Annotated in this window: 20 protein-coding genes and 1 pseudogene; 5 read left to right on the forward strand and 16 right to left on the reverse strand. The window is 57.8% G+C overall.

Features of this window, described 5'->3' with window-relative positions; translation table 11 throughout:
* The 11 genes from PVA19_RS13090 to PVA19_RS13140 form a co-directional block, all read right to left on the reverse strand.
* On the reverse strand, positions 1-1,032 hold the full coding sequence (locus PVA19_RS13090) for a vWA domain-containing protein (protein ID WP_062426828.1): 1,032 nt from the start codon (positions 1,030-1,032) through the stop codon (positions 1-3).
* Positions 1,029-1,493, reverse strand: a complete 465-nt coding sequence (locus PVA19_RS13095) for a DUF4381 domain-containing protein (RefSeq protein WP_274102829.1) — start codon at positions 1,491-1,493, stop codon at positions 1,029-1,031. The genes PVA19_RS13090 and PVA19_RS13095 overlap by 4 nt, the downstream gene beginning before the upstream one ends.
* The gene (locus PVA19_RS13100; RefSeq protein ID WP_274102830.1) at positions 1,490-2,410 is read right to left on the reverse strand and encodes a DUF58 domain-containing protein; all 921 of its coding nucleotides are present in this window, start codon (positions 2,408-2,410) and stop codon (positions 1,490-1,492) included. Before PVA19_RS13100 ends, PVA19_RS13095 begins: the two co-directional genes overlap by 4 nt.
* Positions 2,411-2,427: 17 nt before the next feature.
* Positions 2,428-3,417: an AAA family ATPase gene (locus PVA19_RS13105; protein WP_425532490.1), complete on the reverse strand. Its 990-nt coding sequence runs from the start codon at positions 3,415-3,417 to the stop codon at positions 2,428-2,430.
* 287 nt (positions 3,418-3,704) lie between these two features.
* Complete coding sequence (locus tag PVA19_RS13110; RefSeq protein WP_274102831.1) at positions 3,705-5,021, reverse strand: sensor histidine kinase; 1,317 nt, start codon at positions 5,019-5,021, stop codon at positions 3,705-3,707.
* 61 nt (positions 5,022-5,082) lie between these two features.
* Positions 5,083-5,760 carry a response regulator transcription factor gene (locus tag PVA19_RS13115; protein ID WP_274102832.1) on the reverse strand — a complete coding sequence of 226 codons (678 nt, stop codon included), beginning with the start codon at positions 5,758-5,760 and terminating at the stop codon, positions 5,083-5,085.
* Between the two features lie 342 nt (positions 5,761-6,102).
* Complete coding sequence (locus tag PVA19_RS13120; RefSeq protein WP_062426833.1) at positions 6,103-7,164, reverse strand: DUF2218 domain-containing protein; 1,062 nt, start codon at positions 7,162-7,164, stop codon at positions 6,103-6,105.
* Positions 7,161-7,991, reverse strand: a complete 831-nt coding sequence (locus PVA19_RS13125; protein ID WP_062426834.1) for an ABC transporter ATP-binding protein — start codon at positions 7,989-7,991, stop codon at positions 7,161-7,163. The genes PVA19_RS13120 and PVA19_RS13125 overlap by 4 nt, the downstream gene beginning before the upstream one ends.
* Positions 7,988-9,037, reverse strand: coding sequence for a FecCD family ABC transporter permease (locus tag PVA19_RS13130; RefSeq protein WP_274102833.1), 1,050 nt, complete (start codon positions 9,035-9,037; stop codon positions 7,988-7,990). Before PVA19_RS13130 ends, PVA19_RS13125 begins: the two co-directional genes overlap by 4 nt.
* Entirely contained in the window at positions 9,034-10,062 is a 1,029-nt protein-coding gene (locus PVA19_RS13135) for a FecCD family ABC transporter permease (protein ID WP_274102945.1), read from the reverse strand. The genes PVA19_RS13130 and PVA19_RS13135 overlap by 4 nt, the downstream gene beginning before the upstream one ends.
* 11 nt (positions 10,063-10,073) lie before the next feature.
* Positions 10,074-11,069, reverse strand: coding sequence for an iron-siderophore ABC transporter substrate-binding protein (locus tag PVA19_RS13140; protein ID WP_113178952.1), 996 nt, complete (start codon positions 11,067-11,069; stop codon positions 10,074-10,076).
* Positions 11,070-11,348: 279 nt separating this feature from the next.
* On the opposite strand from PVA19_RS13140, the gene PVA19_RS13145 reads away from it, so the two are divergent.
* Complete coding sequence (locus PVA19_RS13145) at positions 11,349-13,475, forward strand: TonB-dependent siderophore receptor (protein WP_274102834.1); 2,127 nt, start codon at positions 11,349-11,351, stop codon at positions 13,473-13,475.
* 35 nt (positions 13,476-13,510) lie between these two features.
* On the opposite strand, the gene PVA19_RS13150 is transcribed toward PVA19_RS13145, so the two are convergent.
* The 3 genes from PVA19_RS13150 to PVA19_RS13160 all read right to left on the reverse strand — a co-directional run bounded on the left by PVA19_RS13150 (position 13,511) and on the right by PVA19_RS13160 (position 16,711).
* Positions 13,511-14,410, reverse strand: a complete 900-nt coding sequence (locus PVA19_RS13150; RefSeq protein ID WP_274102835.1) for a helix-turn-helix transcriptional regulator — start codon at positions 14,408-14,410, stop codon at positions 13,511-13,513.
* A 216-nt stretch (positions 14,411-14,626) separates the two neighbouring features.
* The gene (locus PVA19_RS13155) at positions 14,627-16,045 is read right to left on the reverse strand and encodes a sensor histidine kinase (protein WP_274102836.1); all 1,419 of its coding nucleotides are present in this window, start codon (positions 16,043-16,045) and stop codon (positions 14,627-14,629) included.
* A complete protein-coding gene (locus PVA19_RS13160; protein ID WP_274102837.1) occupies positions 16,046-16,711 on the reverse strand; it encodes a response regulator in 666 nt (221 codons plus the stop codon). It lies immediately after the preceding gene.
* Positions 16,712-16,977: 266 nt separating this feature from the next.
* Here PVA19_RS13160 and PVA19_RS13165 point away from each other — a divergent pair, with 266 nt between their 5' ends.
* From PVA19_RS13165 to PVA19_RS13175, 3 genes are all read left to right on the forward strand, one after another.
* On the forward strand, positions 16,978-18,276 hold the full coding sequence (locus PVA19_RS13165) for an MFS transporter (protein ID WP_274102839.1): 1,299 nt from the start codon (positions 16,978-16,980) through the stop codon (positions 18,274-18,276).
* A gap of 250 nt (positions 18,277-18,526) precedes the next feature.
* Positions 18,527-19,345 (forward strand): alpha/beta fold hydrolase, encoded by an 819-nt coding sequence (locus PVA19_RS13170; RefSeq protein ID WP_062426842.1) that lies wholly within the window; start codon positions 18,527-18,529, stop codon positions 19,343-19,345.
* Positions 19,346-19,600: 255 nt separating this feature from the next.
* Positions 19,601-20,278: a YciE/YciF ferroxidase family protein gene (locus tag PVA19_RS13175; protein ID WP_082447398.1), complete on the forward strand. Its 678-nt coding sequence runs from the start codon at positions 19,601-19,603 to the stop codon at positions 20,276-20,278.
* 301 nt (positions 20,279-20,579) lie between these two features.
* Here PVA19_RS13175 and PVA19_RS13180 read toward each other — a convergent pair whose 3' ends face one another.
* Positions 20,580-21,503 (reverse strand): AAA family ATPase, encoded by a 924-nt coding sequence (locus PVA19_RS13180; protein WP_337993154.1) that lies wholly within the window; start codon positions 21,501-21,503, stop codon positions 20,580-20,582.
* Positions 21,504-21,590: 87 nt separating this feature from the next.
* Positions 21,591-21,863 (reverse strand): annotated as a pseudogene (locus PVA19_RS22360) (AAA family ATPase); the annotation flags it as partial.
* A gap of 418 nt (positions 21,864-22,281) precedes the next feature.
* Here PVA19_RS22360 and PVA19_RS13185 point away from each other — a divergent pair.
* The gene (locus PVA19_RS13185) at positions 22,282-23,418 is read left to right on the forward strand and encodes a polysaccharide biosynthesis/export family protein (protein WP_113273353.1); all 1,137 of its coding nucleotides are present in this window, start codon (positions 22,282-22,284) and stop codon (positions 23,416-23,418) included.
* The last annotated feature ends 40 nt before the right edge of the window (positions 23,419-23,458 follow it).

Raw genomic sequence — 23,458 nt, forward strand, 5'->3', positions numbered from 1 at the left:
TCAGGCTTCCTTGTCTACGGGACCCTTGTACAAAGGGCGGTTTGTGATGAAGGCCGGAACCGTAGCGATCAGCACGGAAAGGGCGGCGATGAGGAGAGCGAGACCGGCCGGCCAGAAATAGAGGGCGATTTCGGGGCGCACATGCACCGGGTCGGCGCCGATCGGCTCAAGCTTGTCGATGGACCGGTAGACCTGAGCCAGGCCGTTGACGTCTGTCGCCCGGAAATATTGGCCGCCGGTCAGGTCCGCGATCTTGCGCAGGGCGCCTTCGTCAAGGTCAGAAGATGTGACCATCTGGCGACCCATCGCGGTGTCGACGGCCATCGGAGCTCCGCCAACGCCGATCGTGTAGATACGGATTCCCAGTTTCTTGGCGAGCTCGGCTGCCCGGATTGGGTCCATTTCGCCTCTGTTGTTCGCGCCGTCCGTCAGGAGAACGAGAACACGTCCTTCGGCAGGTCTGTCCTTCAGACGGTTCAAGGACACCGCGATGGCGTCACCAATTGCCGTCTGCTGACCGGTCAGCCCGACCTGGGCCTCATCGAGAAGCTTGCGGACGGCCTCCCGATCAAATGTCAGAGGCGCTTGCAGATAGGCGCGATCCGAAAAGAGAACCAGGCCAACGCGGTCACCCTTGCGGCTTTTAATGAAAGCATCAGCCGCATCCTTGACCACGTTGAGGCGGGTGGTGGGCCTGCCGCCCACGGCGAAATCCTGCTCGGCCATGGAACCGGAAAGGTCGATAGCCATCATGATGTCGCGTCCTTCGGCAGGTAGCGGCACTTCCGGTCCGACATAGGCCGGACGGGCGAGCGCCGTCACCATCAGCAACCAGACAAGCGAAGCAGCAGCGAGCTTCCACCACGATGTCGAGGTGCGGTCTGCCCGACCTCCCAGGTCCCGCGACAGGCTGGCAAAGAACGGCACTTTCAATGCACCGCCCAATCCCTTGTCAGCGGGTTTGAGGAAATAGCGCAGCACAAAGGGCAGCGGCAGCAGTAGAAAGGCAAATGCCCAGAGAAAGGTAATCATCCGTTCCTCCTGATCCAGGTGGCGGTCTCGGCGCGCAGCGCCTCCGGTTCGAAATTCTCATTGGCCGGCGGACCGTAGGGACCGGTGGCCAGAAGCGTCGCACTGTTGCTGCTCATTCCGTATTTGCCTTCCATCAAAAACGCGCTCCACGCCTCGCCGGTCAAAACATCGGCCCCGGCCGAGTGGCGGCGGGCAACCCGTCGCAGCAGGGAAGAGATCTGCGTAAGAAATTCGTCCGGCTTGTCAGGCTTGATCGCCTCAAGCTCGCGAAGTGCCAGAAAACGAGCGCTCTTGCGGCGCATCAGGCTCCAGACGAGGGCGACCACGCTAAGGATGCAGACAAGGGCGATGAGGGCCCACCAACCCGGCGCAAGCGGCCACCAGCCGATTGGCTGAGGCAGATGAATGTCGCGAAGCTGAGCAAGCTCAGCCTGCATTTGTGGAGTGAGTTGCGTGCTCATGCTGCCATACTCCGGTTGAGATGCGGATGGAGGATCCAGGAGGGATCATCCGGTGTCTGCAGGAAATGGCACACCATGCCGTGGTGCCGGCTGACGGTTTCCAGCCGCTCTTTGCGCGCCTCGAATTCATGCGCGTAGCGTTCGAGTTTGCGTCCGCCAAGCGCCGAGACGGCCAAGGCATGTTCGCCATCGGTCAGGCGTCCGCCGCGCGGTGGTAGAGCGGCATCGAAGGGATCGCTGACGTGGATGTTGGTCACATGAGCATTCACCGCCAGATGCCGGAGCTCGGTCTCCGCTTCGTCACCAAAATCGGAGAAGTCGCTGATAACGAAAGCCAGAGTTCCTGGCCGATTGCGGTGACGCAGACGGCGCAGGGCGTTCGCCATGGTCGCCTCCGTGCCCAAAGGCCGCTCGAGTCGGGTTTCTTCCGACAACGCTTCCAGAAGTCCAAGCACCGAGCGCCGCGTTCTGGCCGCGGGAAAGTCCCGCAGACCGTCGCGCGTCATCACAAGGCCGCCGACACGATCGCCGCCGTCATGTCCGGTCCAGGCCATCATGGCAGCCACTTCGGCTGCCAGATTGGATTTGAATCGGTTTCTGGTGCCGAACTGCATCATCGCGCGCATGTCGGTCAGAATGACGATTGGCCTCTCCCGCTCCTCCTGGAAGAGCTTTGTGTGGGTTTGGCCCGTGCGAGCAGTGACCCGCCAGTCGATGGATTTTACGTCGTCGCCCGGCTGGTACAGACGGCTTTCGGCAAATTCCATACCGCGGCCGCGATAAACGGAGCGGTTGGCACCCCATTGATGGGTCGCGACGCGACCGGATGGTGCAAAGCCGGTCAAGCCGCGCTGTGGCCGCACCCGAACAAGTTCGGGCAGGGTCGCGACAATGCCTTTGAGGTCTTGGTCTGTCATGACGGTCTCCCGACTGTTCAAGCAACAGGAACCCTGTCGATCAGGGCATCGATGAAGGCGTCGGCGGTTTTGCCTTCCGCTTCGGCCTCAAAGCTCAAGATGATGCGGTGACGCAGTACGTCATGCAGGACGGCCTGCACGTCGGACGGAGTGGCGAAATCCTGACCGTTCATCCAGGCGTGCACGCGAGCGCAACGGTCGAGAGCGATGGTCGAGCGGGGCGAAGCGCCATAGGAAATCTGATGCGCAAGGTCGGCGCCGTACATCTGGGGACGACGGGTCGCCTGGATCAGCTGAATGATGTAGTCGGTCAGCGCATCCGAGACATGGGTTTTCAGAGCCGCCTGCCGGGCCTCGAAGATTTCCCGTTGAGACACCCGGAAGGTAGACTTCACAGTTTCGGCCATGGCCTCGCCGCGTACGATCCGCAGGACCTCTCGCTCGGCTTCCGGAGAGGGAAAGTCGATCTTGACATGCAGCATGAAACGGTCGAGCTGAGCTTCCGGTAGCGGATAAGTGCCTTCCTGTTCAATCGGGTTCTGGGTTGCCATCACCATAAAGAGTTGCGGTAGACGGTAGGTCTTACCGGCAACGGTGACCTGGCGTTCGGCCATGGCTTCCAGGAGCGCCGACTGCACCTTGGCGGGTGCGCGGTTGATCTCGTCGGCAAGGATCAGGTTGTGAAACAGAGGACCGGGATGGAATTCGAAGGTTCCCTTTTCCGGGCGATATATCTCGGTTCCCGTCAGGTCGCTGGGAAGCAGGTCCGGGGTAAACTGGACACGGCACGGCTCGCCTTCGATAAGCTCCGCCAAGGTGTTGACGGCCTTTGTCTTTGCAAGGCCCGGTGCGCCTTCCAGCAGAATATGTCCATCACCGAACAGGCCGAGAAGCAAACTGTCGATAAACGTCTCCTGGCCGACAATACGTTTGTTCATTTGGTCGCGGAGCGCATCGACAAGGGCGTTGTTCGAGCGGGCTGCGGTTCGAAGTGTATTCATGGTCATCAGAGTGCCTCGCAATCGGGCCTGGCTTTTTGCCGAGGCGCCGCGGTTTCAGGGTCAAGACGTCGATGGAAGCAAGAAACCGGCGAGGGGCAGCTACAAGGCGTCCGTTCGCCACTTTGGCGACGTAGACTTGCAGTGCAATCTCCGCGGGATATGCTGAAGAGGGAGCAGTTCTTCCAGCATGGACGGCCCGAGTCGGCTCTTGCTTTCACGGTTCATTTCCCGAAGTCGATGAACAGCTAAGACACTAGGCGACGCAGTTTGAGGCAGCTTGCCGCGTTCTATAATTATTGTTGAAGTTGGCGCTTGGGGAACGAGACGGTGACGCGCAAGCCCGGTTTATCAGCGCAGGTGGGATCGGTCGCGGAAAGCGTGATGACGGCTTGATGGTGATCGGCGACCGCCTTGACGAGCGCAAGGCCGAGACCGCTGCCCGGCTTGCTGCGGGCGCTGTCGAGCCGTTTGAACAGGTCGAAGACCTCGTTGCGTTGACCGGCGGGGATGCCGCCGCCGGTGTCCTCAACGATGAGGTCGATCGTCTCAGGCCTGTCCTGAAGGCGAACCCGGATCGAAATGCCGGAGCCTCCATGCACGATGGCATTTCCAACAATGTTGGCGAGCATCTGCTGCACCATGCTCTTGTCGCACAAAAGCAGGTATTCTTCGGTTTCCCCGACCTGGAATTCGAGCGTTTGCCCGTTCTCCTGTGCGAGCGGTGCGAAGAATTCGAGCGTATTCTCGACGAGACCGCGAAGGTCGTTCAACTGCATGTCCTTGCGTGGCGAGCCGGCGCGGATGCGGGTGATGCGGAGAATTGTGTCGATGATCTCGTTAAGCGACCCGGTCTCGTTGAGTGCCCGCTCGACTTGCGGGTGCGGATCGCGGCCGGCCTCGATTGCGTCGAGCGCATCGTTCAGCAAAAGCCCGACGCGGGCGAGCGGGGTTTTCAGATCGTGGGCGATCGCAGTCGTTGTCGCGCGCATGCTCGCCATCAGTCGGGAGAGCACATCAAGGTTGGCGTTGATCTGAATGGAGATGCGGTCGATCTGATCCTTTCTCTCTACGATCGGTACGCGCGCATCCGATTCGCCGCTTGCAACACGCCCCAGAACGCCTTCGATCAACCTTAGTTTCGAAAAACTCTTACTGCTTGCCAACAGACCCAGAACCAATGTTCCGAAGGTCAACAGCAAGGTCATGACCACGAGGCCGGCAATCATGTAAACGCGCATCTCGTCCACGGCCTTGAGATTTCGGCCGACCACAAGCGTTGCATCGTTAAACTTCTGGACCGATACCACAAAATGGCCTTCGCTCCCTCGGGTCGAGAGGGATTGCAGCGTGGTGTCGCGGACACCGATGAAGTCCGGCATGGTGAGATCGGCACCTGCCAGGTTGACCCCGTTTTTATCATAGACTGCGGAGATGCGGTCCTGGCTGCTGACAAGGTTGCTCAGCGTACCGATTGCCTTCACCAAGCCGTCGCGTCCCTCCGCGGAGTAGACGTCGCTCAGAAGGACAGCCTCCTCCAGGGTCTGCTGCTCGGTGGCATCCCGCAGGGTCTTGGTCACCGATCCGATGAAGAGCGTCCCGCCAAGGCTCATGAGAACAAGAACGCCTATCGCGACCTTGGCTGAGGTCCGAAAGGAACTACCGGACATAAGATCAGTGAGGCGCACGTATCCGGTATCCCATGTTGCGGACGGTTTGGATCAACGCTGTATCGAAGGGCTTGTCGATCTTCTGGCGCAGCTTACTGATATGGGTCTCCACGACCGTCGTTCCCGGATCGAAGGAAAAATCCCAGATTTTTTCCAGGACCATCGTCTTGCTCACGACCCGGCCCTCCGCTTCCATCAGGAGTTCGAGCAGTGCGAATTCCTTGTTCTGCAGATCGATGACTTGCCCCTGGCGAACCGCAACGCGTTTGAGAAGGTCAAGCTTGAGATCGTGGCAAATGAGCTCCGTCTTCTGGCTGTTCTCTTTCGGACGCCGGGACAGGGCATGAATGCGGGCGAGAAGCTCAGAAAAGTGAAACGGTTTGACGATGTAGTCGTCACCGCCTGCCATCAGCCCCTCTACCTTGTCTTCGAGGTCGGAGACTGCGGTCAAAAAAATGACCGGCAGCGAACTTTTTGACGCTCTGAGCGCCTTGACCACAGAAAGCCCGTCGAGGCCAGGCATCATCCTGTCGACGATTGCAAGATCGCAGCTGTTGTAGAGGCAATAGGTCAGCGCTTCGCGACCGTCGCTCACCCAATCGACCGAGAACCCCTGTTCGATGAGACCTTTGCGGATATATCCCGCCATCGTCTCATCGTCTTCTGCAACCAAAATCTTCATCGCCCGGACTCTCGGTTTGAACACCCCGCATTGTTGCTGACGAGCAATTGCGTTTTGCCATGGGTGCCGGAGCGATAGGTTTTCAAGCGTCTGGCCACTCCAAAAACAATCACTCTCGTCCGGTAAGGGTCGATACCATCCTCAGGAAGAAGCCAGGGCATAACGCGTCCAATTTCCGATGCTTTTCCGGGCATTTGTAACATCGCCACTGGATTACGGCTATCATATCACGGCGGATTTCTTACGTTTTAGCAGACCTGGATGTTAGGCCCGTGGCGTTGCCCCAAACGGGCTTTACGCGTGAGCGTGACGGGCGCAGCATCTTTTCGTTCGATATCGCCGTCAATCCTCGTTGCGCCAGTACCACGCAACGTATTGCTGCTTCCGGTCACGGTCCTTCTCAGCAAGATAGCGCTTGATAGTGCGAACATCCGATTTCTCGCCGGCAAACCAAACGAATGTCTCCCGCGAGGTTTGATCTATTTCCGCTTTCAATCGCTCGACAAGGCTTCCGCTGCCTTCTTGCGGATAGGTAGACCGATGCAGCCATTCGACTGAAACTGGTTCACCGTGGCTGATCGCTTGCTCTTCCCCGGCATCCTCGACTTCGATGATCGCCTTTATCGTGGTACCAACCGGTGCTTCCTCCACCATCCTTGCGATTGCTGGCAAGGCGGTTTCATCGCCAGAAAAGAGGATAGACTTCGCTGCCGGCAAACTGCCACCTCCCGGACCCATCAGCGCCACCCGTTGCCCAGCTTCTACGTCTCGCGCAAAGTCGGCGCCGGGGGTAGCAACGCCAGGCTTCGGATGCTGGAGAAAGTCGATGCTGACGTGGTTGGCCTCTTGATCCACCGAACGTATCGTATAGACGCGCACAAGAAGTTCGTCTTCGCCTTCTGGCCAGCCAATGCGGCCGTTTTCCTGCAGCTTTGGCCAAACCGGTACCCGGCCGACGGGCGGAACGAGCACACGCACATGCATGTCGCCACCGACAAACGGGGTTACATCGTCTACCGCCAGAATGACCCTCCGCATGCGCGGCGTAACAATCTGGGAACCGACAACCGTTGCCTCGTGAAAGCCGGGTGGGCGAACCTTTGGCGCTGGTATTGACCATTCAAGAGTGAACGGTTCATCGCCGGCGAAATAGAACAGGTGCTCGGCAAACATCGTGCGTGTTGCCGCGAGCATTTGGTCGTTCTCTGTTCGAATTTCGATCATCAACCGCTCATCGGCGGTGGTTACATCGATCGCCCAATCCTCAGATCTGAGCGATGCACCTTGCTCCGATACAACAACGTCAGAGTGCTCAACGAAGTGCTCGCAGATCTCAGCAAGCATTGCATTGACGTCAGCGGGGTAGGCGACACCGGAAAGGGTTGAGGGGTGTAGTGTGTTCATGATCTTGCCTGCATAAATGGAACGTGACGGGCTTGCATATGATGGCGACCGATCGGGAGCATCATCGGCCGGCCTGATGTCGGATCGAGAAGGATCTGGCTCTCCAGTCCGAAGACGTTTCGAACCAGATCCTGCGTCAGCACAGTTTGGGGCGGGCCTGCCACGAAAGGCCGCCCTTCCAGCATGGCGACAAGGTGGTCCGCGTAACGCGCAGCGAGGTTGAGATCGTGAAGGACCATCACGATGGTCGTGCCGCGCGTCCGGTTCAGGTCGGTCAAGAGGTCGAGGACATCGATCTGATGGCTCACATCCAGAAATGTGGTCGGCTCATCCAGCAGCAGCACTTCGGTCTGCTGCGCGAGTGCCATCGCAATCCAGACTCGCTGCCTTTGGCCGCCAGACAATTCATCGACGGGTCGGTCTGCCAGTTCCAGGGTTTGCGTTGCCACCAGCGCATCGGCGACGGCGCGGTCGTCATCTTTGGTCCAGGACGCGAAAAGACCATGATGGGGATGCCGTCCCCGGCTGACCAGATCCATGACCGTAATGCCTTCGGGTGTAATGGGTGATTGCGGCAAAAGCCCTAGCCGCTGTGCAAGCTCTTTCGTTGGCAGCCGGTGGATGGCACGCCCGTCGAGAAGTACCTCGCCCTGTTGCGGCGCGATGAGGCGCGAAAGGGCCTTGAGCAGCGTGGACTTCCCGCAGGCGTTTGCCCCAACAACGGCAGTTATCTGGCGGGAAGGAATAGCCAGGTCCAGACCCTTCAATATCTGCTTCTCACCATAGCCGGCGGACAAGTTTGCGGCCTCGAGGCGGGGATCAGTCATGAGGCAGCTCCTTGGCGGTTGCTTCGAATGATCAGGATGATGAGGTAGGGCGCCCCGAGTGCGCCAGTCACGACACCAACAGGATATCGGCTGGGCAAAAGAAATTGCCCGACAAAGTCACCTGCCAGAACCAGCGCTGCGCCAAACAGTGCGGCGGGAAGGAGGGTCGAATGGCGGCGTCCAAATATGCCAGCGGCAATCGGACCTGCCAGAAAGGCAACAAAGGCGATCGGTCCGGTTATGGCAGTGGCTGTTGCAATCAGTCCCACGGCGGAAACGATCACCAGAAGGCGGGTTGATGAGACGTTGACGCCAAGTGCGGTGGCTGTGTCTTCACCGGTTCGCATCACCTCAAGATCACGTGCCTTAACCAGAAGAACGCTGCCAAAAATGAGAAGGGCGAGAAGCAGGGGACCTGCCATTTCGAGCTTTGCGCCATTCAGGCTTCCGGTAAGCCATCGCATGGCCTCCTGAAGACTGAAGGCAGGCGCGCGTGAGAGGATATAGACGATCATGCTCTCAAGCATGGCAGAAACACCGATGCCAACAAGAATGAGCCGAGCCCCCGAGACGCCGTTGCGATAGGAAAGGCCATGGACAAGCAGTGCCACTGCGAGGCCTGCCACCACAGCAAAGACGGAGGCGGCAGGACCGCCTATGCCGAGAATAACGATGGAGAAGACAGCCGCTGCACTGGCGCCAGACGTGATGCCGATGATGTCGGGGCTTGCGAGCGGATTACGCAAGAGGGTTTGAAATGCCGCTCCGCCCAACCCGAAACTCATACCTGCGACCAGACCAAGCACTGAGCGCGGCAGCCGCAGCTGGCCGACAGTGAAGCCCGCGCCCGGCACGGTTTCGCCCGCAAGGATGCGGATGACATCCGAAAAAGGGACATATGTTTGGCCGAAGGTGAGGGAGCAGCAAAACCCGGCGAGGACGGTCAGCGCCATGATGGCCAGCAGCGTGTGGCGACGTCGAAGGTGGCGGTTCCGGCTCTCTCTGATCGATCCACCAGCAGTCGGGTGGGTGGACGCGTAAATCATAGTTGCTTCACCTTCTGTCGACGGACGATGAAGATAAAGAACGGCGCACCAACCAAAGCGGTCACAACACCCACTTCCAGTTCAGACGGGCGTGCGGCCAGGCGACCGACAATATCGCTCACTGTCAGAAGGATCGCGCCGCCAAGTGCGGAGAATGGAAGGAGCCAGCGGTAATCCACACCGACCAGAAGCCGGCAGACATGTGGAACCACCAGACCGACAAAACCTATGGGCCCGCACACGGCGGTTGCTGCGCCGCATAGTATCACCGCGCCGACTGTCGCGATAATCCGCGCGACGGCAACGTTTTCACCGAGACCGGCAGCGAGTTCGTCGCCGAGGGCGAGCACGTTCAGCTTTCTGGAGGAGAGCAGGCAAAGCGCGAAGCCAATGATCAGAAAGCCATAGACCGGTTCCATGCGCTCGAAAGTCGCCCCGCCAACGCCGCCGATTTGCCAGGAACGGATTCCACCTGCGATATCTGCCCGCGGCAGAACGATGGCGATGACGAGCGAAGAAAAGGCGATGGCTGTTGCCGTGCCCGCCAAAGCCAGTTTCAAAGGCGTGGCGCCTCCGCGTCCCATTGAGCCGATCGTATAAACGAAGACGGAGGTTGCTGCCGCCCCGAAAATTGCCAACCATATGAAACTGTGAGCGGAGCTTGTACCGAACCAGGCCACCCCGACGACAACAGCAAGAGAAGCGCCCGTGTTGATTCCCAGAATACCGGGATCGGCCAAGGGGTTGCGGGTGATGCCCTGCATCACGGCTCCGGCCAATCCGAGTGAGGCACCCGCAATCAGCGCCAGCACCGTTCGCGGTATTCGCGTCGCCACGGCTGCCCGATCCAGAGTGGACGTGTCCCCCGCAATCGCAGCCAACACCTCGAACGGCGCTACATCACGCGTCCCTACCATAAGAGAAAGGATGGCCACAATGGTCGCGACCACGAGAACCGCGACGAGACATACGAGGTTGGTGTGCCTTGGTAGAGTAAGCGTCGGCTGCTGAATCAAATGCAGCATACGGCGGGCATTCATTCCGTTTTTCTCGCCGCTTCCGCCAGCTTGGCCACATAGGCAGGCAGGACCCAGGTGATGGAAAGAGGCGTTGGGTTGGCTGCCGTGCCGACCGGATCGCGACCCAAAGTCACGATGGCATCGTGTTTGACAGCCGGCATGCGGGCGAGAAGGGGATTGGCCTTCATTGCCTCGACAAGTTGTTGATTGCCGTAGGTGACGACGATATCGACGTCGTCAAACATGTCGATCTGCTCTGCACTGATTGAGCCAGCAAAGCTGCCATTGGACGATGCCTGAGCCACGCTTTTGGGCATGGAGAGACCCAGATCCTTGAAGAAGCGAACCCGTGTATCCTGTGATGTGTAGAAGTTGACAATGCTGAGATCGGTAGCGTCGAGATGTGTCACGAACATCGCAGACTTGCCCTTCAACTCCGGATATTTTGCAACCTCTGCTGCGATCTTCATCTCGATGTCCGAGATAAGTGTCTCGCCTTCTGTGGCCATCCCCAGGCCGGCGCTATCGAAACGGATAGTCTCGCGCCAATCGGTAGACCACGGCGCCTGGGGATAGGCAACCACCGGCGCGATCTGGCTCAGTGTCGCGTAGTCGTTTCTGTTCAGGCCGGAATAGGCGGCGAGAATGACATCTGGTTGCGTTTCGGCCACCGCCTCGAAATCGATGCCGTCACCTTCATCGAACAAGCGCGGCGGATTGCCATTAAGCTCTTTAAGGCGCTCCGAGACCCATGGCAGCAGACCGTCACCGTCATCGTCACCGAAATTGGCCGCCGCCATGCCGACGGGGACAATCCCCAGCGCAAGCGGAACTTCGTGATTGGCCCAGGCAACCGTTGCGATGCGGATTGGTTTTTTCGCGATCGTCGTCGTGCCAAGCGCATGTTTGATGTCGAGCGGAAAGCCAGCCGCGTCATCTGCCGCGGTCTGTAGTGCGCTCATGCTGAGGAGCAGGGCTGCAAGCGGCGCGAGTTGATGAAGTTTGATCCGCATGGTCCTGTTCCTTTCTCATTAAGTTGACCGTCAGTCTCAGCTTAAAGTCGGAAGGTCAAGCAATTTGGGCCTCCAGTTGCGTCACCAGGCTTGATTTTCCGGGGGATTTTACAAAAGAGAGATATATACAATACTGGATTTAATTTATCCAGTTAAAGGGCGTTTGACCGGCGCCAGCCTTCCTTCGCATCCCATGTGCGGGTGGCGCGATGTCGGTCGGCTCCAGACGATGACTAGGTCATTGGCGGAGTATCGGAACGCCAATGACTGGATGAAAGCATGATCAGCGCCATTCCCTCCCACAGCAAGACACAAGCCCTCCTGCGGTATCGCACCGCAACCCTTCTTGGCTGCACGGCAGTCATCGCATTGCTGCCGGCATTCGCATTGGCGCAGGAGACGAACGGCGATGCGACAGTGCTGGAGACAATTACCATCCAGGGAAGTGGCCAGTCGGACAATGACTCCAAGTCAATTGTCGCGGAACGATCAAGTGCCGTCGGCAAGATGCCGGGCGAAATCTTCACCACGTCTGCGACTGTGTCGGTAGTCACCTCCAAGGAAATCGAACAGCGCAAGGCCGATAGCATCGAACAGGTGGTGCAATATACCGCTGGCGTAACCACCGACTACTATGGCTCGGACGAGCGCTACGACTACGTCAAGATTCGCGGCTTTACGCCCTTCACTTATCGCGATGGCCTGATGGTGGGTCGCACCTGGACCGGCGTGAAGGAAGAACCCTATGGCTTTGAGCGGGTGGAAGTGCTGAAGGGTGCCAATTCCACAGGCTTTGGCGTTTCGGATCCGGGTGGCGCAATCAATTATGTGACGAAGAAGCCGCGCAGCGAGCGCTTCGGCGAGATATACGGCACCACGGGCTCCTACGCACACAAGGAGGCGGGCTTCGATTTTGGTGACAACCTGACCGAAGACGATACGCTGTCCTACCGACTGACGGGGAAATTCGAGCGCTCGGACGGTGAGTTCGACTTCTCGAACAATGATGAGAACTTCGTTCAAGGTGGCCTGACATGGCGGCCGACCGATGCGACCTCACTGACCTTCGTGTTCGACCATCTGGACCGTGATGGCACGCCAAGCAGCGGCGGTCACCCACTCTCCACAGACTTCAACCGCGACCGCTTCTTCGGCGAGCCGTCCTACAACTACGATACGACGAACCGGAACACCTACTCCGTCATGTTGGAGCACGATTTCGGCAATGGTCTGTCGTTTGGCTCGAACACGCGCTACAGCAAGTCGAAAAACGGCTTTGGCTACACCTACATCTATGACACCTTGGGTGCAGGCGATTCCGCAGATACCATGGTCAAGCGCGACTACTTCGGCAGCGACGGTTCGGCTGAGCATTTCATTACAGATGCCCATCTCCTTTACGAAACCGAGTTTGAGCAGGTTGAAAGCCGCACCTTGGTCGGGGCCGATTACAGCAACTTCAATTCTCGAGGCGCCAACTATTATACTGCTGCACCACAGATTGATTTTGCAAATCCCGTTTTTGCGGGCGGACCCGGTCCGCTGGCGCCGTTTAGCAGCTCGAATAAGGATCAGGTCAATGGCGGGATTTACCTGCAGCAGGACCTGATTTTCAGCGACCGCGTTACTGCAAGCCTCGGGCTACGCAATGACTGGCTTGATCTGAAAGATGTGGATCCCACAAACAGCACAGCTGAGAGTGGCTCGTACAGCGAGTTGAGCAAAAGAATCGGCCTGAGTTATAAGCTGACAGATGAGCTTGCGACATATGTCAGTTATGCAGAGTCGGTAGCGCCTCCGAGCGCGGGAAGCGAGCCGACCTATGGCAAGCAATATGAGGCCGGCATCAAATATCGGCCGGATTCAATGCCGGCCCTCATTACGGCTTCCATTTATGATCTGACGCTGGAAAACATCACCACCTACGAGGCGCCTGTTTACCTGCCGAATACCGTGAAAGAAGTCCGCCACCGGGGCTTCGATCTCGAAGGAAAACTCGAGCTCACATCCAACGTCAACTTGATCGGTGCCTACTCCTACATCGACTCGAAGATTGTGGACACTGGCGCAACTTATAACGGCAAGAGGTTTGCCCAGGTGCCGGAGCATATGGCATCTCTTTGGAGCACCTACACCTTGGAAGGAAGTGGCGAGCGCGGTGACATGACCTTTGGAGCTGGAGCGCGTTTCACCGGCGCCTACTACTTCGACAACCTCAACACGCGCAAATCAAAGGGAGCGGTGGTCTTCGACGCTTCGTTCTCTTACAACATTCGGGAGAATACCAGCTTCCAGCTGAATGTTAACAACGTCTTCGATGAGAAGCACATTGCCAACAACGACGGCGGTGCACTCTACTATAATCCCGGGCGCACCATCTACGCGACGCTCCGTCAGACCTGGTAGGCAGTCATAGTCCCGGTGAAAGCCACCGGGACTTCTCACTCTGAAGGGTGTTTACGTCGCCACGCGGCCGGTGTTTCGCCAGTGAGGCTGCGAAAGACCTTGGTCAGATGCGCCTGATCTGAGAAGCCAAGCTGCGCGCTGATATCGGCGATGCTCACGCTGGTGTCGCTCAGCATGCGTCTGGCAAGATCAATACGCCGTGACAACTGCCACTGCAGCGGAGTCATCTCAGTGGTTTGCTTGAAGACGGTGGCGAACCAACTTTCGGACAGGCCGACGACGTCCGCCATTTCTCGCACGGTTAGACGTCGACCACCGCAATTCGCAAAGTAGGTTGAAAGCCTGTTCAGTTGAGCTTGGGTCAGGCGCCCGCTTGCAGCAGTCTTTTCCTCGTCAGCCGCATGTAGATCAAGGAGGCCTGTTACGATGCTGCCGATCAAATTTTCTGCAAAAGCAGAGTGTCTGGCGCTCTCGTCCAGTTCATCGACAACCAGATTGGCGAGACTGATCAAAGGTCCGGCCTCTTTGAGCTCAACCGGTCTTTTTGAGACGGCACGAGCAGCAGAAGACCCGACGATTGGAGCGATGTAACGCATCAGGCGATCCTGGTGCAGGTGTAAATCAAGGTGCGAAAAACGATGACGCCGCGTAAACTTCGTCCATAACGGCACGCCGGCAGGTACATAAACCGCGGACGCCAATCCCCGTTCGAAACGATCGAAGCGAGACGATTGATCGGAAACGCGGATATGGCTGCTGACTTCCTTGAAGAACAGCATGATGCGGGGGTCTGGCGAAAGGTAATATCCACTTGCGCCCGCGTGACCTTCAGCCTCCCAGTGCACACCGACGATGCCATCCAGTGAACGCCACCTTGGAGGTGAAACGGCATGGATGCCCTGGATTTCGGTTTGCATTGCGTGAAGATATGTCACCGCACACGCCTTTCAGCCTGTCGCCAAATTCTAAGAACTGGATAAGACGTCACTTCTGGACACAAAAATCCGGCCCGTCAACAAATTATGAGGAGAACTATCAACATATCTTGGGTGACAGAACGCAGGTTGTGTCAGCCCGGATACTCAGAGGTGGCATTCTAGATCCGGCGAGATGGCCGATGCGCTATCCCTTGCCACTATAGGCTCTCGTGGTCAGTCCGGCGACTTCGTTTGAGAGAGCCGCAGGCTGAGCCGGGCGCTCAAGCCGCGGCCTGAAGCGGTGTCGCTGAGAGTGATCAAGCCGCCGTGGAGGTCGGCGATCCGACGCGCGATTGCAAGACCGAGACCTGAACCCGGCTTCGCGTTGCCACGGGCAATCTGGTAGAAGCGTTGGAAGACACGACTACGCTCTTCCTCGGGAATACCCGGCCCTTCATCCTCAACTGCGATAATTCCTGTGGCCGCCTCCGCTCTTGCGCGCACAGTGACGCAATCGCCGTCTGCACTATGGGCAATCGCATTATCGACAAGGTTGGCAATGATTTCCTTGATAAGAAGTGGATTTCCCGTGACGTTGACGGGATCGTCGGGCGCCTCAAGCACGATATCGATATTGCGGTTGAGAGCTTCAGGCGCTTGCTCTGCCAGGACGTCGGCCGCAAGTCGGCTGAGGTCGACGCGCTGATCGAGATCGACCGTGTCGCTCTTGGAATCGACGCGCGCTAGCACGATCAATTGCTGAAGCATGCGTTGCAGGCGGGTGACGCCGTTCTGTGCTTCGCTCAGTGTTGCGAGAAGATTGTCCTGGCCCGCGGCCTGCCGTTGCAGAAGTTCCAAATGCAGCTTGAGGCCCCCTAGTGGCGAGCGCAACTGATGGGAGGCATCGGCAGTAAAATCGCGCACGCCGGCAATCGTTTCATCCAGGCGCTCCATCAATGTATTGATCGCTGAAACAAGATCCACAGTCTCTTCCGGCACCCGCGCGGTATCGATGCGGGCAAAGGGAACAGCGCCGGGGGAAGCCCGCCCCAAAAGCTCCTGACTGATCTCGGTGAGCGGTAGAAGCCCGCGCAGAATGGCCATGTAAGAGAGAATGGCAGCAGCACTGAGGAGGACGGCCTCGAAAAGAACGAGGACCACCAGCATCCGTGCTTCCATATTGAGTCGGCTGTTGAGGGTCTCTGCCATTCTGAAGGTAAGGGGTTGCCCAAAGCCCTCAATGATGCGGCGCGTCATCGCAACGCGCACTTGGTTGTTATCCAGATCGGCCGGCACATGTACAATTCGGTCGAGTGGTGCGGTTCCCGTGTCCAGTGCGCAAAGATCCCGATCGCCGCGCTGAAAGCTGGCGCCATCTGAAATACAATAGGCAGATGTATCATTCGCATCGTCGCGCAAGATCTCGATAGCGCCCTGTACCAGCGTGTTGTCGAGATGCGCAGGACCCTGCGCGGTCGCGCGGTCGATGATCGAGACGAGTGCTGCATCGAGCAGCCGATCCTGTGTCAGGCTGACAACGCTGTGGATCAAAAAGGCGCCACCGATGCCAAAGACGATCGCCAGCACCGCAACCGGCAGCACCATGTTTTGCAGAAGGCGCCGACGAATGGACGGCGTCGCGCTCGCATTCATTCACTCAACCTCAAGAATATAGCCGACCCCGCGGATTGTACGGATGTTGGGGCCGTGCGGCTCAAGCTTCTTGCGCAGGCGGCCGAGATGCAGTTCCACAGCATTAGGCGTGAGTGCATCGTCGAAGTTGGAAATCGCTGAGGCAAGGCGCTCCTTCTGCACCACCTGCCCCGCGCGGCTCAGAAGAAGGACGAGGACTGAATATTCTCGTGGACGCAGGAAGAGAGTGCGTCCAGCGAGCGTTACCGTGCTGGAATTGCGATCGATAGAAAGCGCTCCGCAGCTGAGGATCGGGCTCGGCTGATTTTGGCCGCGTCGGACGAGCGAGCGCACACGCGCCTCAAATTCCTCGAGCGCGAAGGGTTTGGTGAGATAGTCGTCTGCTCCGACATCAAGCCCGGCGACCCGGTCGGGGATAGCGTCGCGCGCCGTCAGGATCATCACCGGCGTTGACGAACCAGCCTGCCGCAGTGCCTTCAGCACCGTGAGCCCGTCCATTTCCGGCAAACCGAGGTCAAGCACGACGAGCGCGTAGTCTTCCTCAAGGGCGGCAGCGAGCCCGTCTCGGCCATTGCCGACACGATCAACCGCGTAGCCGGCGGCCACGAGCGCCGAAACAATCCCGCGCGCCAATGACGGGTCATCCTCTACAATGAGGACCCGCATGCCTTCCTCCCTCGTCACAATCTGCTTCGGCCTAGATCAAGCATGGAGGACGGGTGTGCGACAAGACAATTTCTTGCCCGCCCAGGCGCCGTGACAGGATGGTGACAGGAATTCCGATGTAAGCGGTTAGAAATCAGTCTGGTCGAGCTGCAGGTCGTGGCCCCGCTGTCGCCAAGCGACGGGGGCTGATACGACTGACGCGCGACCGTTCGCATGAAGACCGGAGGACCCCAAACGGGGTGAGTCTCATGCATAGGGAGAAGAATATGACAGCAAGTACACGCTCATCCCGCGTCGGCACCGTATTGCGCGTAACGAGCGGCAATTTTCTTGAGATGTTCGACTTTTTCCTTGTCGGCATCTATGCCAGCAATATTGCCAAGACCTTTTTTCCGTCGAACAATGAAGTCGCATCACTGATGCTGACCTTCATGACCTTCGGCGCCGGCTTTCTGATGCGACCGCTCGGTGCGATCTTTCTTGGAGCCTATATCGACAAGATCGGCCGCCGCCAGGGCCTTATCGTCACGCTGTGCATCATGGCGCTGGGCACGGTACTCATCGCCTTCGTGCCCGGTGTGCAGACCATCGGTCTCTTCGCGCCGCTTCTCGTTCTTATTGGCCGCCTGTTGCAGGGCTTCTCGGCAGGTGTGGAACTCGGAGGCGTCTCAGTCTATCTGTCGGAGATGGCGACGCCCGGCAAAAAGGGCTTCTACGTATCCTGGCAGTCGGGCAGCCAGCAGGTTGCCATCATGGTCGCGGCCCTGCTGGGCTACGCGTTGAACTCTTTGATGCCGCAGAGCACAATGTCGGAATGGGGTTGGCGGATACCCTTCTTCATTGGCTGCGGCATCGTTCCGTTCCTGTTTTATGTTCGGCGCTCGCTTGAAGAGACGCAGGAGTTTGCAGCCCGTCAACATCGCCCCACAATGACGCAGGTATACCAGACGCTTGCGGCCAACTGGGGTATCGTCCTGCTCGGTATGCTGATGGTCGTCATGACGACAGTGTCCTTCTATGCCATTACCGTTTACACGCCGACCTTCGGCAAGACCGTCCTCAAGCTCTCGGAAACCGACAGTCTTCTCGTGACGTTCTGCGTCGCCTTGTCGAATTTTTTCTGGCTGCCGGTCATGGGCTCTGTTTCCGATCGGATCGGACGCAAGCCTGTCCTCGTGGTCTTTTCGGCGCTCGCGCTGGTGACAGCTTATCCAGTGATCGCCTGGCTCGTTGCTGCACCGAGCTTCGAACGCATGCTGATCGCCGAACTTTGGCTCAGCTTCCTTTATGCCAGCTACAACGGCGCTATGGTGGTTGCGCTGACCGAAATCGTGCCGCCAATCGTGCGAACAGCAGGCTTTTCGCTGGCCTATTCGCTGGCAACCGCGATCTTTGGGGGCTTTACGCCAGCCATCGCCACCTACCTCATTGAGGAGACTGGCGACAAGGCGGCACCGGGCTATTGGCTGGCCTTCGCAGGTGGTTGCGGTCTGGTGGCGACGCTTCTCGTTTACCGAAAGGTGACGGACAGCGCACGACCCAGCGCCATGACCGCCAAAGCGTGACGGGCGAAATCGCAAGAGGCCATGTCCGCGCTTTGTTTTTATCAGTCCCTTTCGCTGAAATTAAGTTTCAGCAGGGGGTCTGGATAGAAACGCTTGAGAGCCGTCGTCTTCGCCTTTCAGATCAGCGCGGCTGCAAACGCAACCGCGGGGATCATTCCTAAACGTCCGTTAGATGGTGTTCACCTGGTGCAGCAAGGGAACCCTATTGGCATGCCAGACTTTACCGGTGCACCATTAAGGGAGTTACCAAATGGCATTCATCGAAGCAAAAGATGGGACTAAACTGCACGTCAAGGATATGGGCCAAGGTCGCCCGGTAATCCTCATCCACGGTTGGCCGCTAACCGGCGATATGTTCGAGTACCAGACCGTTGCCCTTTTGGAATCGGGCTTTCGCGTCATCACCTATGATCGTCGTGGTTTTGGCCAGTCGGGACATCCCGCGAGCGGCTACACATACGACACCTTCGCCGACGACCTCGCCGCCGTCATCGATGGCCTTGAACTCCAAAACGTCAGCCTTGTAGGCTTTTCCATGGGTGGCGGCGAAATAGCCCGTTATCTCTCTCGCCATGGCGCGTCGAAAGTGTCGAAAGCCGTCCTCGTTGCGTCCGTTGCCGGCTATCTTCTAAAGGACGAGAGCAACCCTGACGGTGTCGATGCCAGCGTGTTTGAAGGCATGAAAAAAGACATTCGCAAAGACAGGTTCGACTTCCTGCAAAGCTTTGCCAAGACCTTTTATGGTGTCGGCCTGGTGACCAGCCCAGTCAGCCAGGGAGTCCTGGACTGGTCTTTCGTTCTCGGAGTGATGGCAAGCCCGAAGGCCACAATCGATTGCGTTGACGCCTTTGCCAAGACCGACTTCCGTCCCGATTTTGCAGCATTTACAATCCCCACGCTCGTCATCCACGGTACGGGTGACAAGACAGTTCCTATCGATCCAACGGGTCGGGCCGCTGCGAATGGTATCGCCGGAGCAAAACTCATCGAGTATGACGGAGAACCCCACGGCCTGTTTGCGACAGTACCTGACCGCTTGAACCAAGACCTGATCGAGTTTCTTGCCTGATTTCGCAAGGTGGGCAGATGGTATCATCTGCCCACCTCATCTATCGTCCGACCTCATTCCGACAGATACACGAAAACTTTGATACCCTCATGCGAGGTCTGACGACACGCGTTGAGCCGCATGTTTGTCGGCCAGTGAAATTCTCCCTAAATTGATTTCGTATGGTGAGAAATTAACCTCGTCGTTCTCTGGAACATCCCCCAATCGCTTTCGTTCTCCCACGCCTATTATAAGGCTCTAAAGGGAGAGAACGAGATGGCGACAGCCGAAAAATCTAGCAAGGAAAATAAGTCTTCGAGAACCGCCGCTAAAAAGACCGCGCGCGCCTCTGGGACCAAAAGTGCTGCTGCGAGCTCCGACGCGCGCAAGAAGCGTGCACAGGCTGTGGCAAGCAAGTCTGCCGCCAAGAAAGCGACGAGCGTTTCTGCGAAGGACGACAAAAGTCTTTCTGACCTTTTCGAGCACGCGCTCGGCGACATTTATTACGCTGAGAAAAAGATCTACAAGTCTTTGCCAAAGATGATCAAGGCAGCGGATCACCCTGAGCTGGTGCAAGCACTGACGTCTCATCGCGAAGAAACTGCCGGTCAGATTGAGAAGCTTGAGGCAATTTTTGAGCTCCTGGGCAAGCGCGCTAAGGCTGAAAAGTGCGACGCTATCGACGGAATTCTGGAAGAGAGTGAAAGCCTCTTGGAGGATTTTGGCTCGAGTGTTGCCGCAGACGCAGCAATCATCTTCAGCTGTCAGGCGATCGAGCACTACGAGATTACCCGTTATGGTTCGATGCGCGCCTTCGCAGACGCGCTTGGCATGGATGAGGCCAAGCAGCACATTGATGACATTCTCGCTCAGGAGAAAGCCGCTGACGCGAGCCTCACGGAACTTGCTGAAGACTCGGTGAATGCCGCCGCAAGCGACTACGACGAAGAGTAATCTCGTCACTCCAACAACGAAGGCTGGTCCGCATTCAGTGCGACCAGCCTTCTTCGTCATCTTGCAACACATGAGCAAGAAGGCCCAGCATTAATCAGTCTTTCGCCCTCTGTTCGCCACCTGTTCCGCCAGACGACGCCATTGAAATGGTTGCAGCCATTCGAATGGAGGAGGGGCATATGTGCGCCAAAATCGATATCAAAAATTTCTCAAACGAAGACAGAAATTTAAAGTGATTTTTTGAAAAGTTACGTGAAGGTTGCTTCTGATTTTTCTCGCCCGTGGGAGAAGTGCACGCAGATCAACGGTCCGGCCAGGTCCATGCTGGGGGCTCGACGTTCGCAACGATCGTTTCGCCGTTTTCCTTCTCCAGTGCCAGCATCTGCGCCCCATGGTGGGAGAGCGCATCAACCAGGGACCTGGCATGGCTGACGACGATGACCTGACTGCGCTCGCTGGCCGATGCAATCATGCGTGCAAGTGGTTCCAACAAGCTCGGATGCAGGCTGCCTTCTGGCTCGTTCAATACCATCAGTTCTGGAGGGCGCGGCGTGTGAAGGGCTGTTGCCAGTGCGATATAACGCAAGGTTCCGTCCGAAAGTTCTGAGGCATCGAGAGGGCGGAGAAGCCCCCGTTGACGCATAGACAGACGAAACAGACCGTCGGCAGCACCGATTTCGACGGACGACCCAGCGAAGGCATCGTCGATCGCTTCGTCGAACGCCGGTCCATTGCCGATCTCCCGCACGGTCTGAATGGCTGGCGCCAGGTCCGAACCATCGGACGCGAGCGCGACCGTGCGCGTTCCGATCCGAGGACTGCGCGCCGGAGCGTCTCGATCAATCCGGAAGTGGTCGTAAAAGCGCCAAGCCCGCATGCGTTCGCGAAGAAGAAGTAGTTCGACCGCATCCGTCGGGTCAGCGGCGCGCATCATCATGCTCTCAAAAGGCGCAAGGTCAGTGACGACAGGTCGCAGGCGACCATTTCTGTCCTGCACCAGAACAGAGGCATTGCTTCTCCGGGCAATGGCATTGTGCCTCGACAGCCTCTCGCCGACCCAGACAGCTTCCGCCTTAACGACCGGATCGTGCCCGAACAGCGACACTTCCTCCCGGCTGGCGCCGGGACCGGGGATAGGAAGACCCAGATCGATCGCATAGCCGTAGTCCTCGGACGCAAAGCCAAGACGAAGTGAAACGGGACCGCCGCCGATGTTGCCTTGCATAGGTGACCGCTCTGAGCGCATTGCAACTGAGTAGCCTGATCCTCCTGCCCACATGGTCGATCGCAGACCACCCTCCGCGGCGAGGGAAGCAATTGCTTGACCCTGAGCAACGTCCGCAAGCAGACGTAATGAACGATATAGGCTCGACTTTCCGCTTCCGTTTGCGCCCGTTACCACATTCAATCGTTCGAGCGGAAGGACAAGACTGCGAAGTGAACGATAGCCGGATACAGCAAGGGTAATAAGTGCCATGGATGATTTGTAGCATAAAAGAGGCTTGGTTGCATGGGCGTTCACTTCGCTATCAACATGGACGCTTCGGGACACAAGTAGCCCTACGATCGGCTTGGTCGCCTCCATTTTGCTTAGCGCGCTGCCTGAAGGTCGAGTGCTCGATGCCACGGGCTTCTTTGCTGCTCTTCTCCATAATGCTCATGATAGCATCATCGTCATCTGTCGGACTGGCCTGGCGCGATGGAAATACGGCCCCAGGAGAACAGCGTCCCCGAAGGCACGAAGGTGATAAGCCGATCGAGCAACGGGTCAGGTAGCGGCAAGACAAAGGAAATTATGACTGGCGAGGCTGGACGAACAAGGGCGGGCCGTGGACAGAGTGCTTGCAGAACTGGCGCCGTTATTGCACGACCCGGAGGTTGCGTGTTCGACACATAAAAGCGGAGATTGAGCGGCATTTTTCAATTTTTGGCTTTAAAGTTATTGCGGGTTCATTCGTTGATGCTATTCCTGCGTGCAGCTGATTCTGTGTTGGGGATTATGGATGAAGAAGATCGTTCCTGTGCTTCTTTTGGCCTTGCTGAGTGCTTGTGCAAGACCGTCTGATGGTCCCACTGCAGGAAACATTAGGTCAGCAACTCTCCCGAATACCAACGAGAAAATTGCGGTCATCGATCTTGCGAATGCTCCTGCTTCGACATCGAACGCGAGTATCATGTCTTACTCTGCTGGCCCCGGTCTCGCAGCATTGCGGAACACAGGATATAACGCTCAGCGTCTGAGGCGCGGAGACGTCGTCGATATCACCGTGCTCGATACGGGCGAAGATGGTCTTTTCTCGTCCACGCAGAGCAAGACGCTCAACCTTGGTCGATTCACCGTAGACCAAAGTGGCAACGTCAATCTGCCATTCGTGGGTAGACAGAGGGTGATCGACTCCACGCCAGAGGGACTGCAGAACCAGGTTGTTGCAGGATTGAAGGGATCTGCCGTTAATCCGCAGGCGGTCGTGACAGTCGTCGACAAGCCGACAAGTGCTGTGATGGTCAGCGGGGCGGTCAAGACACCAGGCAAGATCGCTTTGACGGCGCGACAGGAACGGGTTCTCGATGCGATCAGCCAAGCGGGTGGCCCGGCAGTGGCGCCGGGGGCCGCGACGGTGACGATCGTTCGCGGTCAGCAGAGAGCAAGCGCAACCCTTGATCGGGTGATGCGTGAAGATCGACAGAATGTTCGTTTGTCGCCTGACGATCAAATCATGATTGACGGCGACGCATCCAGTTTTACGGCACTTGGCGCGTTCAAGAGTGCGGGCGAATTTCAATTTGAAACCGGCAAGTTGACGCTTGCCCAGGCGGTTGGTCGTGCAGGTGGTCTTCTTGATGATCGCGCCGACTCGCGCAATGTCTATGTCTTCCGCACTGAAGAGGTGCCGCTCCGCTCGGTCGGTCCGACCGCGTCCAAGGAACGTGCCGAAATTCTAACGCAGAAACGCCCTGTGATTTACCGTGTGAACATGCGTGACGCTTCCAGCATTGCGCTGATGCAGATGTTCCAGATGCAGAAGGGTGATGTTCTCTATGCCAGCAACGCGCCGCTTGTTGACGCCGCCAAGCTGTTGACGGTGTTCCAGAAGAGCGTACCGACAGCAGCAGCGCCTCAGCCGGGAAGCGCTAACTGAGCACGTTAGCCTAACCAGCCGGAAGGCGACAGCGCCGACT

This window comes from Agrobacterium sp. CNPSo 3708 (genome assembly GCF_028674915.1).
Classification (GTDB): Bacteria; Pseudomonadota; Alphaproteobacteria; order Rhizobiales; family Rhizobiaceae; genus Agrobacterium; species Agrobacterium cavarae.